At 71.3% G+C, this 15038-nt stretch carries 7 protein-coding genes; 2 read left to right on the top strand and 5 right to left on the bottom strand.

Annotation, left to right across the window (positions count from 1 at the left end; all coding sequences use genetic code 11):
* Window positions 1–50 precede the first annotated feature (50 nt).
* Both A4V12_RS19765 and A4V12_RS19760 read left to right on the top strand, forming a co-directional pair.
* Complete coding sequence (locus A4V12_RS19765; RefSeq protein ID WP_159028902.1) at window positions 51–3887, top strand: polymorphic toxin-type HINT domain-containing protein; 3837 nt, start codon at window positions 51–53, stop codon at window positions 3885–3887.
* Window positions 3877–4335, top strand: a complete 459-nt coding sequence (locus A4V12_RS19760; protein ID WP_064070681.1) for a hypothetical protein — start codon at window positions 3877–3879, stop codon at window positions 4333–4335. Before A4V12_RS19765 ends, A4V12_RS19760 begins: the two co-directional genes overlap by 11 nt.
* A gap of 844 nt (window positions 4336–5179) precedes the next feature.
* On the opposite strand, the gene A4V12_RS19755 is transcribed toward A4V12_RS19760, so the two are convergent.
* From A4V12_RS19755 to A4V12_RS19735, 5 genes are all read right to left on the bottom strand, one after another.
* Window positions 5180–8485: an RHS repeat-associated core domain-containing protein gene (locus A4V12_RS19755; protein ID WP_079137160.1), complete on the bottom strand. Its 3306-nt coding sequence runs from the start codon at window positions 8483–8485 to the stop codon at window positions 5180–5182.
* Between the two features lie 911 nt (window positions 8486–9396).
* Window positions 9397–10353, bottom strand: coding sequence for a serine/threonine-protein kinase (locus A4V12_RS19750; RefSeq protein WP_064070680.1), 957 nt, complete (start codon window positions 10351–10353; stop codon window positions 9397–9399).
* Complete coding sequence (locus tag A4V12_RS39530; RefSeq protein WP_267893208.1) at window positions 10353–11321, bottom strand: hypothetical protein; 969 nt, start codon at window positions 11319–11321, stop codon at window positions 10353–10355. The genes A4V12_RS19750 and A4V12_RS39530 overlap by 1 nt, the downstream gene beginning before the upstream one ends.
* Window positions 11322–11330: 9 nt before the next feature.
* Window positions 11331–13844, bottom strand: a complete 2514-nt coding sequence (locus A4V12_RS19740) for an FHA domain-containing protein (protein WP_064070679.1) — start codon at window positions 13842–13844, stop codon at window positions 11331–11333.
* 170 nt (window positions 13845–14014) lie between these two features.
* On the bottom strand, window positions 14015–14761 hold the full coding sequence (locus A4V12_RS19735; RefSeq protein WP_064070678.1) for a zinc-dependent metalloprotease family protein: 747 nt from the start codon (window positions 14759–14761) through the stop codon (window positions 14015–14017).
* Window positions 14762–15038: the final 277 nt, after the last annotated feature.

The raw sequence follows: 15038 nt of genomic DNA, 5'->3' as shown, positions 1-15038 counted from the left end.
GAGCTGGGAGAAGGTGGGCGCGTGGCACACGTACGGTGTGCCTCGGGGTCTTGACGCTCTCGCTGACCTTGGGCGCCCTCGCGCCGGCGCACGCGGAGGACGCACCGGCTGCCACCGCAACGGCTCCGGTGACCGACCGGCAACGGGTCCTGGACGCCTGGAATGCCGGCGGCCCTTCCGTCCGGGCGGCCGCCGAGCTGGCCCTGCAGGGGACCGAGGCCGACATCAGGCTGTTCCTCGACAAGGAGCAGGCCGTCGCCGAACGCCACGACGTGCAGATGCTGTTCTCGCAGTTGTACTCCGTGAGCGGGCCCAAGGTTCGGGAAACGGCCCTCAAGGCCCTGGACAGTGGTGACCGTGAGCAGGCGCTCGCCTACCTGCGCGACGGCTGGCGGGAGCCGCTGCGGCAGGACAGGCAGCTGCGGATCTCTCAGCTGATCAGCGGGGGCGGTCCGAATGTCAAATCCGCCGGTGTCGCCGCGCTGGACGGAGGGCCCGACAAGGTCCGTGAGTTTCTTGAGAAGGGCCAGTTCACCGCTGCCGAGGCCGACGACCGCCTCGCGCTCTCCCGCATAGTCAGCACCGGTGGACCGGCGACCAAGGCGGCCGCGATGGCCGCCGTCGACGGCACCATCGAGGACGTACGGGAGTTCCTCCGGGTCGGGCAGTACATCGCCCGCGCGAGGGACAAGGAGCGGGCCACCGTCGCGCAGCTCGTGGAACGGGCGAAGGCGGCTGGGGCGCAGGCGAAGCAACAAACCGACGCCGCCAAGGAGGCTTCGGCCCGAGCCGTCCAGGCCTCCGCGCTGGCGAAGGAATCGGCGCTCCAGGCCGCCAAGGAGACCGCCGCGGCCGGCAAGGACGCGAAGCTCGCCTCCGCCGCGGCCGGAAGGGCAGCCCGCGCCGCCAAGGGTGCCGCCGCGGCAGCGCAGCAGGCCATCGCCGCAGCGCGCGCCGCGAACGCCGCCGCTCGGGTCGCCTCCGCCGCTGCCTCGCAAGCGGCCATCGCGGCGGCCGGCGCCGCCGACGCGGCCGCCCGCGCCAGGGGGGCGGCATCGGCGGCCGCCACCGACGCCGGTCAGGCTGCCGCAGCCCGCAAGGCCGCGGAGGACGCACGTTCCATCGCGAAGCAGGCACGCCAGGCCGCGCTCGCGGCCCAGGCCGCCGGAGTCGCCGCGCTCGCCGCCGGTTCCGCCGCCGCGTCCGCGACGAGCGCGGGCCACAACGCCGACGAGGCCGCTCGCGAGGCCGACCGTGCCGGCGCTCTCGCACGTGCGGCCGGGGGGAGCTCCGCCGAGGCCGACGCAGCCGCCGCCACCGCTCGCCGTCAGGGCCGCGAGGCCGCCCGCGCCGCGGGTGTCTCCCAGAGCCTCGCCGAGGAGTCCGCCAAAGCGGCCAACCAGGCCAGGGACGCGGCGAACAGCGCCGCCGACCACGCCGACAACGCGGCCAAGGCTGCGGAGGAGGCGGCCAAGCAGGCCGGCAACTCCGCCAATGCCGCCAAGGAGTCCACCACTCACGCCAACGAGGCGAAGAAGGCCGCCGACATCTCGACAGCCGCGGTCAAGCAGGCGCGTGAGACTTTCGAGCTGACCCGCAAGAGCGAAGCCGAGGAACTCACCGCCCGTACCGCCGCGGCTCTGGAAGCCGCACGGGCCAGCAGGGCGGCCTACGAACTGAACGCGGCCCGGGCCGACAAGAGCACCAAGGGCCTGGACGGCCTGGTCGACCAGATCTCCGCATACGCCGCCCGGCCGGACACGGATCGGTCACGAGTCGTCGCGAAAGGCCGCTGGGTCGCCCTGGTGACCATGAAGACGCGCGGCCCGTGGAGCAGCACCGCGGCCGGCGACGCCCTTGCCGGTTCCGACGACGACATCGTCGCCTACGTGCGCAAGGGCTGGAAGGAAGCCGCGCAACGGGACGAGCGGGCCCGTGCCGAGCGACTGGCCGAGGAAGCGGAGTCGCCTGCGGTGCGCAAGGCGGCCGAGGAGGCCCTGGGAGGGGACGCCGCACGGATTCATGCCTTCCTCACCACCGGACAGCACGAGGCCGCGGCCAACGACTACAGGCTGCGGATCTCCCAACTCGTGAGCACGGGCGACGTGGCCACCAAAGAGGCGGCCACTGCCGCCCTGGACGGCAACACGAACACCCTGCGGACGTTTCTCATGTCCGGTCAGTACACCGCCCGCATCAAGGACGAGCAGCTCGGCGCCTCGCGGCTTGCCAGCACAGGCGGTCCCGAGCTGAAGGCGGCGGCGAGCGTCGCTGTCGAAGGCACTCCCCAGGCACTGCACCAGTTCATCACGGTGGGCCGGCACCGGGCCGGACGCCAGGATGCCCTGGCCGCGACACACGTCGCCGATGTCCAGCACATGATCGCCGAGGCGGCCGGTGCCGCTGCCACTGCCCAGCAGAACGCCGCCGAGGCACAGAGGGTCGCCGCGCTCGCCCGTAGCAAGTCGGGCGAGGCCAAGACGTGGGCCGACAAGGCCGCCGAGTCGGCGCGAGAGGCGAAGAAGTACTCCGCCGAAGCCACCGAGTCCGCCAATCAGGCGTCCGCGTCCGCCGCAGAGGCCCAGAAGTCGGCCAAGGCGGCCCGCAAGGCGCAAGCGGATGCCGAGAAGGCCGTCGCCGAGGCGCGGCTCTCGGCGGAGAAGGCACGTACGTCCGCCGCGTGGGCCCGTCACTCCGCCGAGGACGCCTCCGAGTCCGCCCGGCAGGCGCGTGCGTCCGCCGAGGCCGCTGGGAAGGACGCGGCCGAGGCCGACAAGGCCGCCGGCGAGGCCAAGACGATCGCAGAGACCAAGAGGCGTGCCGAGGAGGAGGCTCGGCGCCGGGACGAGCAGGCCCGCAAGGACCGTGAGGAAGCACTGCGCCAGGCTGCCGAGGAAGAGGCCAAGGCCGACGAGTGGACCTGGTCCGACAGCGGGCACCTGCTGCTCGACATCGCGGGCCTCGTCCCCGGAGTGGGTGAGTTCGCCGACGGCGCCAACTGTGCCTGGTACGGCGCCGAGGGCGACGCGGTCGACGCCGGCCTGGCCTGTGCCTCGGCCGTTCCGGTCGCGGGCTACGGGGCTTCCGCTGTGAAGTTCGGCAAGTGGGGTGACAAGGCCTACGGCGTTTTCAAGGGCATGTTCGGCAAGAAGCCGAAAGTCTGCCCGGTGCCCTCGGCCAACAGCTTCACGCCTCAGACCCCCGTTCTCATGGCGGACGGCACGCACAAGCAGATCCAGCACGTACGGCTCGGGGACCAGGTCCTCGCGACCGACCCGCGCACCGGTCTGACGCTGCCGCAGACCGTACAGCGACTGATCACCGGTACCGGGCCGAAGAGCCTCGTCCGCTTGACCGTCGACACCGACGGTCCGCTCGGCCACGCCACGGGCTCGTTCACCGCGACCGACAATCACCCGCTGTGGGACGCCGGCCGGCACGCCTGGGTCGAGGCCGGACGGGTCCGACCGGGGGACCGGCTCCGCGGATCCGACGGCATCCTTCGAACCGTCGTCGCCACCCGCGCCTGGGCCGAGACGCAGACGGTCCACAACCTCACCGTCGCCAACACCCACACCTTCTATGTGAAGGCCGGCGGGGCGACCGTCCTCGTGCACAACGACGGTGGCTTCGTCTGGGAGAAGGGATGGGAGCAACTCCAGAAGGACTGGGAATCGGGGAACCAGGACGACGACGGCTACCACGCTCCCCGCGGCAACCAGGCGGAGAACAAGCAGTTCAACGACGCTTTGCGATCCGTCGAGCGCGACCTCGGCCGCCAGGTGTCGCCCGCCGAACGCCGTGCCCTGCACGCCCGGATCTCCGGCCAGGGATACGACTACCATCGCATCATCGAGGAAGCTAAGGGGTTGTTCGGTGGATGCTGACAGGGAGTCGCTGGGCGTTCGGCGGCTGCTGACCGGAGCAGTGCTCCGTTCGGTCGGTCGTGCCGTGGACATGGGAGTAGTGGAACTCACCGGCGAACAGGGAGAGGACCTCGCGCTGCACATCCAGTGCGCCTTCCGAGTACTCCGCGAAGACAAGGTACTGCTGGGCTCACGTGACATGACGTACGTGCGAAACGGCGCCGAGGCGAACGCATTCGACAACTTCACCACCGCGTACGACGACCGAGCAGCGCTCCTCAGCCGCGTGCTCGGCGGCGCCCGCCCCAAGATCGAGAATGTCCTGCAAAGCCCGACGGGCGCACTGACCCTTGAGGCGACCGGCGGGTTCAGGGTCGAGGTCTTCCCGGACCGCTCCGCCAGGGAGGAATCCTGGCGCGCCTTCAGACGGGACGGAGAACACTACGGGTTCCCGCCGGGCCTGGTTTAGGAGTCCCTGGCGAATGCCCGTCCTTCACCACCGAGGTGTTCCGGCTGGCACTTGTGCCGAGAACGGACACCGCAAGGGTAGGGCACGGGCGAGCCACCCGCAGTGAAGGACCATCCGTAAATGGGCGGGGCGGTACAGCTGTCTGTGCCGCCCCGCTCGGGCTGTGGGCCGCTACGCCGACAAGGGCCGCCGGCCTTTTCTCTGTGCCGCCGCCTTGCCCGAGCGGCTGCCGGGTGAGCGATCTCAACTCTGCTTCGTGCCCCTGCCTCCGCGCTCTGCAGCAAGGACACCGGGCGCCCCTTCCTCGGGCGGCTCACGCGCGGGAGGTTTGCCGGTCCTGCGTGGAAGGCTGGAAGAGGCGCGGTCGCCGGTCCCGCCACGCCGCCGTCCCCCCTGCCGCTGGGTGTGGCAGGGGGTAGCGGTCGGATCCAGACGTTCGGCGGACGTGGATACAGCGCGCGAAGGCTGGCGGGAGGCACACGATTCAGCGACGCCGTCGGCCGAGCACCACAACAAGCGCAACCAGGAAGGCGCCGATGATTAGGCCAATTCCCCAGGGAGGCAGCTCCGAGGCGGATGGGGGCATGATAGCGGCGTAATTCATGTTTTTCCTCGCGTGGAAATTGTCAGCCATGCTCCGCCAAGCAAGAGAAGCACCCCGATCGTGATAGGAAGGGCCGCCCTGGCATTGCCGTTCTGCGCGTCCCCGATGCCTGTGAAGAGCAGCAGTGTGCCACATAGAATGGCGATGATTGACCCGGCCAGTACAACGAACCGGCGCATCCGTTTCCCTCCCTATGTGCTGGCGCCGGAGGGGAGGCGATGCCTCCCCTCCGGCGTACGGTCAGTTCTGGTAAGCCGCAGTGGTGGCTGCCGCAGCGCCTGCTGCTACTACGGAGCAGCCCGTTAGCCCCGCACCCAGGGATACGCCGAGGGTGGCGAAGCTGCCAGCCGCAGCCCCTGCCAGGCAAAGGCTTTCGATTCCGATACCGGCCAGCATTCCCATCTTGGTGGCGTTGGCGCCCTGCGTGTCCCCGGTAACGGTGTCCTCGACAAGGTTCGCCCAGTCACCAATGCCGGTCACCGAACCGAAGCTGAGCGTTCCCTGCGGGTCGGTTCGGTTGATGGGGTCGCCTGCGGCGTAGAGGTAGGGGTTGGTTTCCTGGCCGGAGGGGTCGGGTTGGGTGAAGCGGGCGGTGTTGGGGTCGTAGTAGCGGGCGCCCATCTTGTAGAGCCCGGTGGGGTCGGCGTAGGTGCCGGCGAAACGGTAGGGCTGGGGGATGGTTTCGGTGGTGGTGCGGGCGCGGCCGGTGGGGTTGTAGGCGTAGGTGTGGGTGCGTGCGCCTTGCTCGTCGACGAGGCCGAGGATGTTGCCGGTCGCGTCGGTGAGGTAGTAGTAGCTTTTACCCCCGGTTCGCATGGAGTTGAGTGTGCCCGCGGGTTCGCGGATGAATCCGGTGTCGGTGCCGGCCGTCGTCGTTCCGGTGAGACCGACGGCGGTGTGGTGGAACCATGTGTCGCCGAGTTTGGTGCGCTCGCTGTTGTCGGTGCCTGCGTGGACGGCGTCGCGGGCCGTGCCGCTGGTGGTGATGGTCTTGAGCTGGTTGTGGTCGGTCCAGGTCTCGGTGGAGCGGGCGAAGCCTGTTCCCGGGGTGGCGGCGAGTTCGTTGCCGGCCTTGTCGTAGGCCCAGCCGTCGGTCGACCCGTCCCTGGAGATGAGCTGGGAGGCGTCGTTGTAACCGAATGTCGGGGTGGCGGGGCAGGTGGCCGCGGAGGAGTCGTAGTGGGTGAGGTTGCCCGCCTTGTCCCAGCAGTACAGCCAGGAGGCTTTGCGGGTGCCGGTGGTGTCGGCTTCCCTGGCGTAGGACAGGCGGCCTTGCGCGTCGTAGGTGTAGCTGGTGGTCAGTTTCGCGGCGTTGTCGGTCCGGGTGCGGATCTTGGTGCCGTCCGTGGCGCCGCCGGTGCCGTAGCCGTAGGTGTAGGACAGGTCCACCAGGGTGGTGGTACCCGATGTGGTCCTGACCGCCTTGGGGCGGCTGGACTCGTCGAGGGTGACGGTCTGGGTGGTGCCGCCGGGGTAGACGGTTTTGGTGCGCTTGTCGTTGTTGTTGTAGTCGAAGTCGGTCTTCTTGCCGGCCGGGTCGGTCAGGTGGTCGAGGCGGCCGGCGGCGTCCCAGGTGTAGTCCGTCTTGCCGTTGGGATCGGTGTAGTAGTCGACATCCCCGCCCGCGGTGTAGGCCAGCAGTGTCCGGGCGCCGTGCTGCAGGGTGCGGGTGGCTTCCCGGTTGAGCTTGTCGAACGTCCAGACGGTGGTGCCGGACGCGTCGCTGCGGGAGGTGAGGTTGCCGTCGCCGTCGTAGGTGTAGGTGACGGTCATGTTGGTCGAGGAGACCTGCTTGACCCGGTCACGGGTGTCGTAGACGTACACGCTCTTGATTCCGCGGCCGTCCGTGACGGTCTCGACCCGGCCCAGACCGTCGTGGGTGTAGGTGACGGTGCCGAGCGGGGCGGGCGGGGTGACCTTCGACAGGTTGCCCCTGGTGTCGTAGGTGAAGGAGGTGACCTTGCCGTTGGCGTCCTTCGCGGTACACCGCTGGCCCTCGAACCCACCGCAGGCCGGGGTGGCCTTGTTGTACGTGTACGACCTCTGGCCGCCTGCGGTGCCGGTGGTGGTGACGGTCTCGGTGTTGCCGTTGGTGTCGTAGGTGTAGTCCTCCTTCTGCCCGTCGGCGGAGGTGAAGCTGCCGGGCAGGTCCCCGCCGGCGATCGTGCGGTACCCGGTGAGCGCGGCCGTCGCGCCCGTCGGCAGCTGGGCGGAGGAAGGGTTGTTGCGGGCGTCCCAGCCGTAGGTGGTGATGTTGCCGCCGCTGCCGTCCGTGCCGGTGCCCATGGCGTCGGTCGCCGTCTGCAGCAGGTGGTTCTTGTACGACTTCGAGCGGCTGTGTCCCAGCGGGTCGGTGACCTTGGTGATCTCACCGTCCGCATTGTGGGTGTGGACGGTCCTGTCGCCGTCGGGGTCGGTGACGGTGGTCGTGCCGGCGGCGGAGGGGGTGGCGCCGGAGTAGTCGTAGCGCCAGGTCGGTCCGGTGTGGCCGCTGCTGGTGGACTCCGTCACCCGCTGGACCGACCGCACGCGGTTCTGCGCGTCGTAGGTGAACAGGGTGACGGTGCCCTCAGGTGTGGTCGCCTTGGCCAGGCGGCGGGAGGAGTCGTACTCGTACGACGTCGCCTTGCCCGCGGTGTCCGTCGCCTTCGCGAGGTCGCCGGCCGGGTCGAGGTCGAAGACCGCGGTGCGACCGGTGTGGTCCTTGGCCTGCCACTGCGAAGCGTTGGTCTTCACCAGGTCGATCCACCGGCCCGAGCGGGTCTCGGTCAGCTTGAAGCCCTTGTGCTCGCCCGTTTCGTCGTGCTGGTCGACGAGGATGGTCCCGTTGTTCTTGTCCGTGACCTTCGTGAGCGTGCCCTGGCCGCTGTAGGTGTCCTTCGAGCCGGACTTGCGGTCGGTGAGGGTGTAGGTGCCGTCCGCGTTCTTCCTCAGGTCCTTTGAGTATCCGGTCGGCGTGCGGTAGGTGCCGTCGGTGTTCTTCGCGAAGCGGACCGCGGCGCCGGTCGCGTCGTGGACGACGACCTCGGTGTCCAGGATCTGCGCGTAGCGCTCGTACCCCTGCCACCAGCGCTGGGAGACCTTGCCCCATGGGGCGTCCAGCGAGTTGTAGGTGCGGGTGAGCTGCAGCTTCCGACCCACGCCCGCGATGTCGAAGTCGGTCGCGGTAAGCAGCAGATTGCCGTTGGACAGATTGACCCGCGCCACCAGGGCATCACTCAGGCGAGTGTCGGAGAACTCGTGCCAGGGCACCTGTCCCTGCCCCTCGGGCACGTACGTCACCTCCGCCTCGGCCGCGGCCCGCGCGGTGCTCGTGGCGGGCGCCTGGCCGACGTCAGCGGTGCCGGCCGTGCGGGCCTTCTGCGCAGCACGCCATGCGGCGAGCTGCGGTGACGGCTGCGCCTCGGCTTCCGAAGCCGGAGCCTTGGTCGTCCCGGGCGGAACGGGCGGCGGTGTGACCGCCTTGCCGGGTGTGGTCCACGGAGTCGTCGCCTGCGGTAACTCCGGCTCGGGCATCGCGGCCGCGAGCGCCGGCGCTCCCGCCATGACCAGGGAGATGGCGGCGATGGCCGCGACAAGGGTGCGGCGAGAGGATCTGCGGGCACGCCGAGAAAACGTGCCCGAAACACGGGAATGCATCAACTTCCCCCCACAGGAAGAAAGGCCACCGTGACCCCAGTGGTCACGAGGCGTTCACAAGCTGCCACAGTTTGTTGACAGGCGGCGGCGCCTTGCCCCCGAAATTCGAACGTATGTGGGGTGGAATGAGTCGTGCCGCTTCAGCTGCCGTACCGACCCAAACTGGGATCAAGGAATCCGTCCACCGAGAGCAGCAGCGTGCAGGCGGCATCCAACCAGGCGTGAACCATTCGACATCGACCAGCTGATTTCCGCCAAGTACGGGCGGCATGACGCCACCGAACGGCAGGGCCGTGTGGACGGGCGGCCCCGCCGCTCGGGTGAGGGGCGGGGCCGGTGTGCTCGGCGGCGGTCGGGGGTGCCGTCGAGCTCGGGTCGGAGTGCTTGTGCCCGGGAAGCCCCTGGGCATTCATGAGTTGGCCCTTCCGGGACGTGGGCGTGGACACCGGGATCCAGCCGGGCTCGCGCCAAGAGGGTTGCTCGATCGGGTGAGTAATTGTGTCGAGCGATGGTGACGGGTCGGGTTGACCGCCCTGGTGAGTGAGTACCGCGTCTCCGTCAAATGGCGGTCCAGGCGGCGGAAGCCGTGGGCAGCCAGGACACCGTTCGCCGCTGCCGGTGCGCGCCCTTTGCGAAGGGTCGTTGGGGGCGCACCAGCGTACGGCTTGGACGGCGCCCGCAGACCTCTCGGGCGACTCATGGACCCGGCTGCGGTCAGGGCGCTGAGCGCCCACCTCACTCGGCAGTGGGAGGCCCACCGCGAGGAGGTGGCGAGGCTGCGCGAGGCCCAGCCGCCCGGCGCCGGTGCCCGGGGGCCGTCACAGCTCCCGGAACACCGGCAGCGCCCATGCCGGCGGGGCGGGCGGCGGCGTGGAGCCACCGGCCGCGTCGCCCAGCAGCGCCGCCCGCAGCTCGGCCACGAACTGCAGGCACGTCTCGTACCGCTCCGCCGGTGTCTTCGCGAGCGCCTTCGACAGCACCGCGTCGACCGCCGGCGGCAGCCCGGGCCGCTCACCGGTCAGCGGAGGTGGCGGATCGTACTGGTGGGCCCAGAGCAGCGCCATGTCGTCGTCCCGGCGGAACGGCGGCACCCCGGCCAGCGTCTCGTACACCACGCACCCGAGGCTGTACACGTCGCACCGGCCGTCCACCGGACGCCCCGAGATCTGCTCCGGCGCCACGTAGTCGAGCGTCCCGACGAACTGGCCCACACTGGTGAACCCCGTGAGGGACAGGGACTTCTTCGTGAGCCCGAAGTCCGTGAGGTACACGTGCTCGGGGTGCTCGCTGTCCGTGCCCGGTGCGACCAGGATGTTGCCCGGCTTGACGTCCCGATGCACCAGGTCGTGCGCGTGCGCGGCGTCCAGTGCCGACGCCACCTGGGAGGCGATCCGCCCCGCCTGCTCGGGCGGCAGCGGGCCCTCCCGGTCCAGCAGCGCCCGCAGGTCCTGCCCCGCGACGTACCGCATGGCGATGTACAGCACGCCCTCGGTCTCGCCCGCCTCGAAGACGGGCACGATGTGCGGGTGGTCGATCGCGGCGGCCACCCGCGACTCGTGGGCGAACCGGCGGCGGAAGGTGTCGTTGCGCGCCAGCTCGGGCGCGAGCAGCTTCAGCGCCACGGCCCGGTCGAGCCGCAGGTCGCGCGCCCGGTACACGACGGCCATGCCGCCCCGGCCGATCTCGTTCTCCACCCGGTAGTCCGCGATCTGCTTGCCGACGAGCCCGGAGGGCCGTCCGGCGGGCAGGTCGTCCCGCGTGACGCGGTCCACCATCAGCCGTCACCCGTCCGGTCCGGCGGACCTTCCGCGCGGTCGTCCTCGGCGGGCGGCCGCTCCACCACCCGCGTGGGCTCCGGACCCGGCTCTGGGGCCTGTTCCACCACGCGGGTGGGTTCAAGGTCCGTGACAGGGGGCTGCTCCGCTACGCGGGTGGGTTCGAGGTCCGCGACAGGCGGTTGCTCCGCCACGCGGGTGGGTTCGGCGTCCGGTTCCGGCGGTTGCTCCGCCACGCGGGTGGGCTCCGGGGGCTGCTCCACCACGCGGGTGGGTTCGGGGGCCGGTTCCGGGGGCTGCTCCACCACCCGCGTCGGTTCGTGTCCGGCGGGCGCGGCGGGGACCGGGCCGGTGCGGGGGCCCGGCGTGGCGGATGCCCCCCGGCCGCCGGGCGCGGCCGCGGGCGGTGGCTGCCCGCCGCCCGTCGACCCGGTACCGGCGACGGACGGGCCGGCCGAGGCGGCGTACGTGGTCAGCCGCGTACCGTCGCAGTACAGCCAGCGTTCGCGCCGCGCGTCGTACATCCACAGGGACTCGCCGTCCACCACCAGGCCGATCCGCAGCCCCTGGGTCCGGCGCCGGAACGCCTCACCGTCCACGTGTCCCGCCACCAGCTCCTCCGCGGCCGCCCGGTAGCGGGTCACCGCCTCCTCGGCCCGGGCCAGCAGCGGCCGCGGATCCGTGGCCGTCCCCATCGGCCGGCCCGCCGCCGGGGGGTCGGGCGGAACGGACACCAGCAGCCGCCCGTCCACCCAGGCCGACCACCCGTTGGAGCACAGCACCCGGCCCCAGTCGCCGAGCCGTTCCAGCAACTGCACAGGCAGGAAAGGGTCCAGCGGCACGGTCGGGCGGCCCGGATCCGGCGCGTCCCACGCGGGCAGCCCCTCGGCCGGCACGACGTGGCTGGGCCGGAAATCGTCGTCCGCGGAGCCGGACGGGCCCGAGGGGCCGGAGCCGGGAAGAACCATCGACCGCGCCTACTTTCGCATGATCACCGGTTCGTGCCGGCGCAGCAGCCGCGCCACCGCGAACCCGAGGACGACGCTCAGCACCACGAGCATCCCCATGTCGAGCAGCCACATCGACACGGTGTGGTCGAACAGCGGGTCGGCGGTCTTGCCGGTCGGCGAGAGCTTCTGGATGTCCACCGTCGCGCCCATCGCGCCGAACGCCCACCTTGAGGGGATGAGCCACGACAGCTGCTCCAGGACAAGCGCTCCGTGGATCTTGAGCAGGCCGCCGCAGAACACCACCTGCACGATCGCGAGGAGCACCAGGAGCGGCATGGTGACCTCCTCCTTGCGCACCAGCGCGGACACGAACAGGCCGAGCATCATCGCCGTGAACGACAGCAGCGCAACGGCCAGGGTGATCTCGATGAGCGGCGGCATCAGCACGCCCTTGCCGCCCGGGGCGTTCAGCGGGACGCCGATCAGCGCGACCAGGGTCAGGACCACGGCCTGCACGACCGTGATCACGCCGAGGACCACCACCTTGGACATCAGGTACGCCGATCTGGACAGGCCGACGGCTCTCTCCCTGCGGTAGATCGTCCGCTCCTTCACCAGCTCCCGCACCGCGTTGGCGGCGCCGGTCAGCACCCCGCCGACGCACAGGATCAGCAGCACGTTCATCGTCGACTCGCGGCCGAACCCGCCCTCGGACAGCGCCCTGGCCATCGCTCCCATCACGAACGGCAGCGCGATCATGATGGCGATGAACGTGCGGTCCGCGCTGAGCGCGGCCGTGTAGCGCCGTACGAGCGTCCGCAGCTGGGCGCCCCAGCTCTGCGCCTTGGGCGGGGGCGCGGGCGGTGTCGCCGCCCCGGCGCCGTCCGGCAGCGGGGGCCGCTGCATGGCGCCCGCGATGTACTGGCGGTGCAGGGAGGAGTCGCGGTACTGGCCCGCCCAGTCGCGCTCCCGGTCGTTCTCGAACGCCTCGAAGGCCTCGGGCCACTGCGTGAACCCGAAGTACCGCAGCGCGTCCTCGGGCGGGCCGTAGTACGCGATCCGTCCGCCCGGTGCCAGTACCAGCAGCCGGTCGCAGACGTCCAGACTGAGCACGCTGTGGGTGACGACGATGACCGTACGGCCGTCGTCGGCGAGCCCGCGCAGCATGTGCATCACCGACCGGTCCATGCCCGGGTCCAGCCCGGAGGTCGGCTCGTCCAGGAAGAGCAGGGACGGCTTCGTCAGCAGCTCCAGCGCCACGCTGACCCGCTTGCGCTGCCCGCCGGACAGGCTGTGGATCGGCTGTTCGGCGCGCTGCTGGAGGCCCAGTTCCTCGATGACCTCGTCCACCCGCGCCTGCCGCTCGGCACGGGCGGTGTCCTCGGGGAAGCGCAGCTCGGCGGCGTACGTGAGGGCGCGGCGCACGGTCAGCTGGAGGTGCAGGATGTCGTCCTGCGGCACGAGGCCGATGCGGCGGCGCAGCTCCGCGTAGTCGCGGTACAGGTCGCGGCCGTCGTAGAGGACCGAGCCCCGGTCGGCGGGACGCAGCCCGGTCAGGGCGTTCAGCAGCGTGGACTTGCCCGAACCGCTGGGTCCGACCACGCCGAGCAGGCACTTCTCACCCACGGGGAAGGACACGTCGTCGATGAGGGTCTTGCGGCCCCGGTCCACCGTGACCGCCAGGTCCTGCACGTCGAGGGACACCTCTCCGGTGTCCGTGAACTCCACCAGCTGGGAGCCGACGAGGCAGAAGGCGGAGTGCCCGATGCCCACGATGTCGTCGGGCGTCACCCGGGCACGGTCGACCGGCTGCCCGTTGAGAAAGGTGCCGTTGTGACTTCCCAGGTCGTGGATCCAGTACGTGCCGTCCGGATCGGCGAGCAGCTCGGCGTGCCGGCGCGAGACCGTCAGGTCGTCGACGACCAGGTCGTTGTCACCGCCGCGCCCGATGCGTACGGTCCGGCTGGGCAGCGGCCGTATCGAGGTGGGCTGCCGGAACGTTCCGGTGGCCGCGGGCAGCGACACGGACGACGGACGCGGCACGGCGGACGGGGCGCCCGACGCGGGCGGCGCATGGGACGCCGGAGGATTGTGCGACGCGGGCGGCGCATGGGACGCCGGGGGAGTGTGCGAAGTCGGAGGCGCGTGGGACCAGGAGGGTGACGGCGCGGGCGGCGCGGGGGGATCCGGCTGCGCGGGCGCATCCGGTCGCGCGGGCCGCTCGGGCGCCGACAGCATGGCGCGCGGCCCGTCGGCCGGGTGCCCGAAGTGGAGCACGCTGCCGGGGCCCACGCTGCACACCTGGACGCGTCTTCCCTCGGCGAAGGTGCCGTTGGTACTGCCCTCGTCCTGAACGGTCCACTGCACGCCCTCGGGACGCAACACCGCGTGGTGCCAGGAGATCCGGGCGTCGGCGAGCACGATGTCGCTCGCCGGGTCACGCCCGATGTGGTACTCCCGGCCCGGAATCATCACGGTGGAGTCCCCGTCGATGTCGAGGACCAGCTCGGGCGCGGTGGACACATATGGCCGCTCTCCCATAAGGGAATTTTATCCGCTCTGACCGACATCCGCCTGGGAAGCCGGAAACGGTGCCGTGCGCCCCGTGTACCCGCGACCGTCCCGTACGCCCCCTTCCGCATCTGCATCCCTCCCCCGTGCCGTCCGTTCGCGACGCCGCCGACCCGTCCCAGCCGTCCCGCTGCCCGGTCTCACCGGCCCGGACGGCGGCGGTAGTCGGCCACGATGCCCACCACGGCGTTGAAGGCGCGGACGGTGTCGGCGGGCCGCGGCCGGCCCAGGGGTGAGCCGAGCGGCTCTCCGCGGTAGGTCTGGCGGGGGTTGGAGTAGCGGTTGATGCGCCGGCAGGGGCCGCCGGTCGCCCTGCGGCAACTGGACTCGTACGCCTCCAGGGTCGACCACCGCCCCGAGGGCGGGAAGTAGCCGCGGGCGCTGTTCGCACCCCGGGGGGCGGTGACGTAGTCGTGCATGGCGCCCAGGTTGTGCGCGATCTCGTGGGCGAGGGAGTGGTGCGCGAGGGCCCGCTGCGCGACGAGGCTGTAGCCGTGGTTGCTCGTCCGGGACGTGACGCGCCGGGGCCGGTTGGCCAGCCCGGCGGGCCCCTTGCTGCCGGTCACCACCGTCACGAGGTCGGCCCCCAGGCGGTCGCGCAGGCGCGGCAGGTGGTCCGCCACGCCGTCGCCGCGCCGGGCGACCGCCTTCAGCAGGGCGTCGCCTGACCGGTCCAGCCGGGCGGGCACCGTGGCGCGGACGATGCCGGTGAGCCGGAGGCGGGCGTGGACGGCCCCGGCGGCGAACGCCTGGGAGGTGGAGGTGACGGCCTGTCGGATGCGGGCCCGCAGGGTGCGTTCGCCGCCCGCCTCACCGGCGGCGCGGGCGGTGAACCCGGCCAGGATGTCGATGGTGACGACCCGGTGGCCGTAGTGGGTTCGGGGCACACGGGTGCAGTGACGTTTCTTCTCGCTGGGTGCCCGGCACGTCCCGCCCGCTGCCTGCCGTGGCGGTGCGGGCGCCGCGGCGGGGGCGGGGGGCGGGGCGGAGAGGGTTGAGAGGGCGGAGGGCGAACGGTCCTGGGCGGGTGCGCACCCGGCCGTGCTCAGCACGAGGGCCAGTGCGGCGGCACCCCAAGAGGAATGTGCAAGGCGCATCTCCATCCTTTCGCAGAGCGGAACCCCAGGGTGTCCTTGCGAGAAGGGCGGTGCCACATGCGCGGGG

The sequence above is a fragment of the Streptomyces noursei genome (assembly GCF_001646665.1).
Lineage (GTDB): Bacteria > Actinomycetota > Actinomycetes > Streptomycetales > Streptomycetaceae > Streptomyces > Streptomyces lavendulocolor.
Note: the sequence above shows the minus strand (reverse complement) of the source record. Positions and strands in the feature narration are given on the sequence as shown.

Coding starts and splice junctions, on each gene's coding strand:
- A4V12_RS19755 (WP_079137160.1), bottom strand. CDS start 8,485: ATGGCGGGAGCGCCGGCGCTCGCGGCCGCGATGCCCGAGCCGGAGTTA.
- A4V12_RS19750 (WP_064070680.1), bottom strand. CDS start 10,353: ATGGTGGACCGCGTCACGCGGGACGACCTGCCCGCCGGACGGCCCTCC.
- A4V12_RS39530 (WP_267893208.1), bottom strand. CDS start 11,321: ATGGTTCTTCCCGGCTCCGGCCCCTCGGGCCCGTCCGGCTCCGCGGAC.
- A4V12_RS19740 (WP_064070679.1), bottom strand. CDS start 13,844: ATGGGAGAGCGGCCATATGTGTCCACCGCGCCCGAGCTGGTCCTCGAC.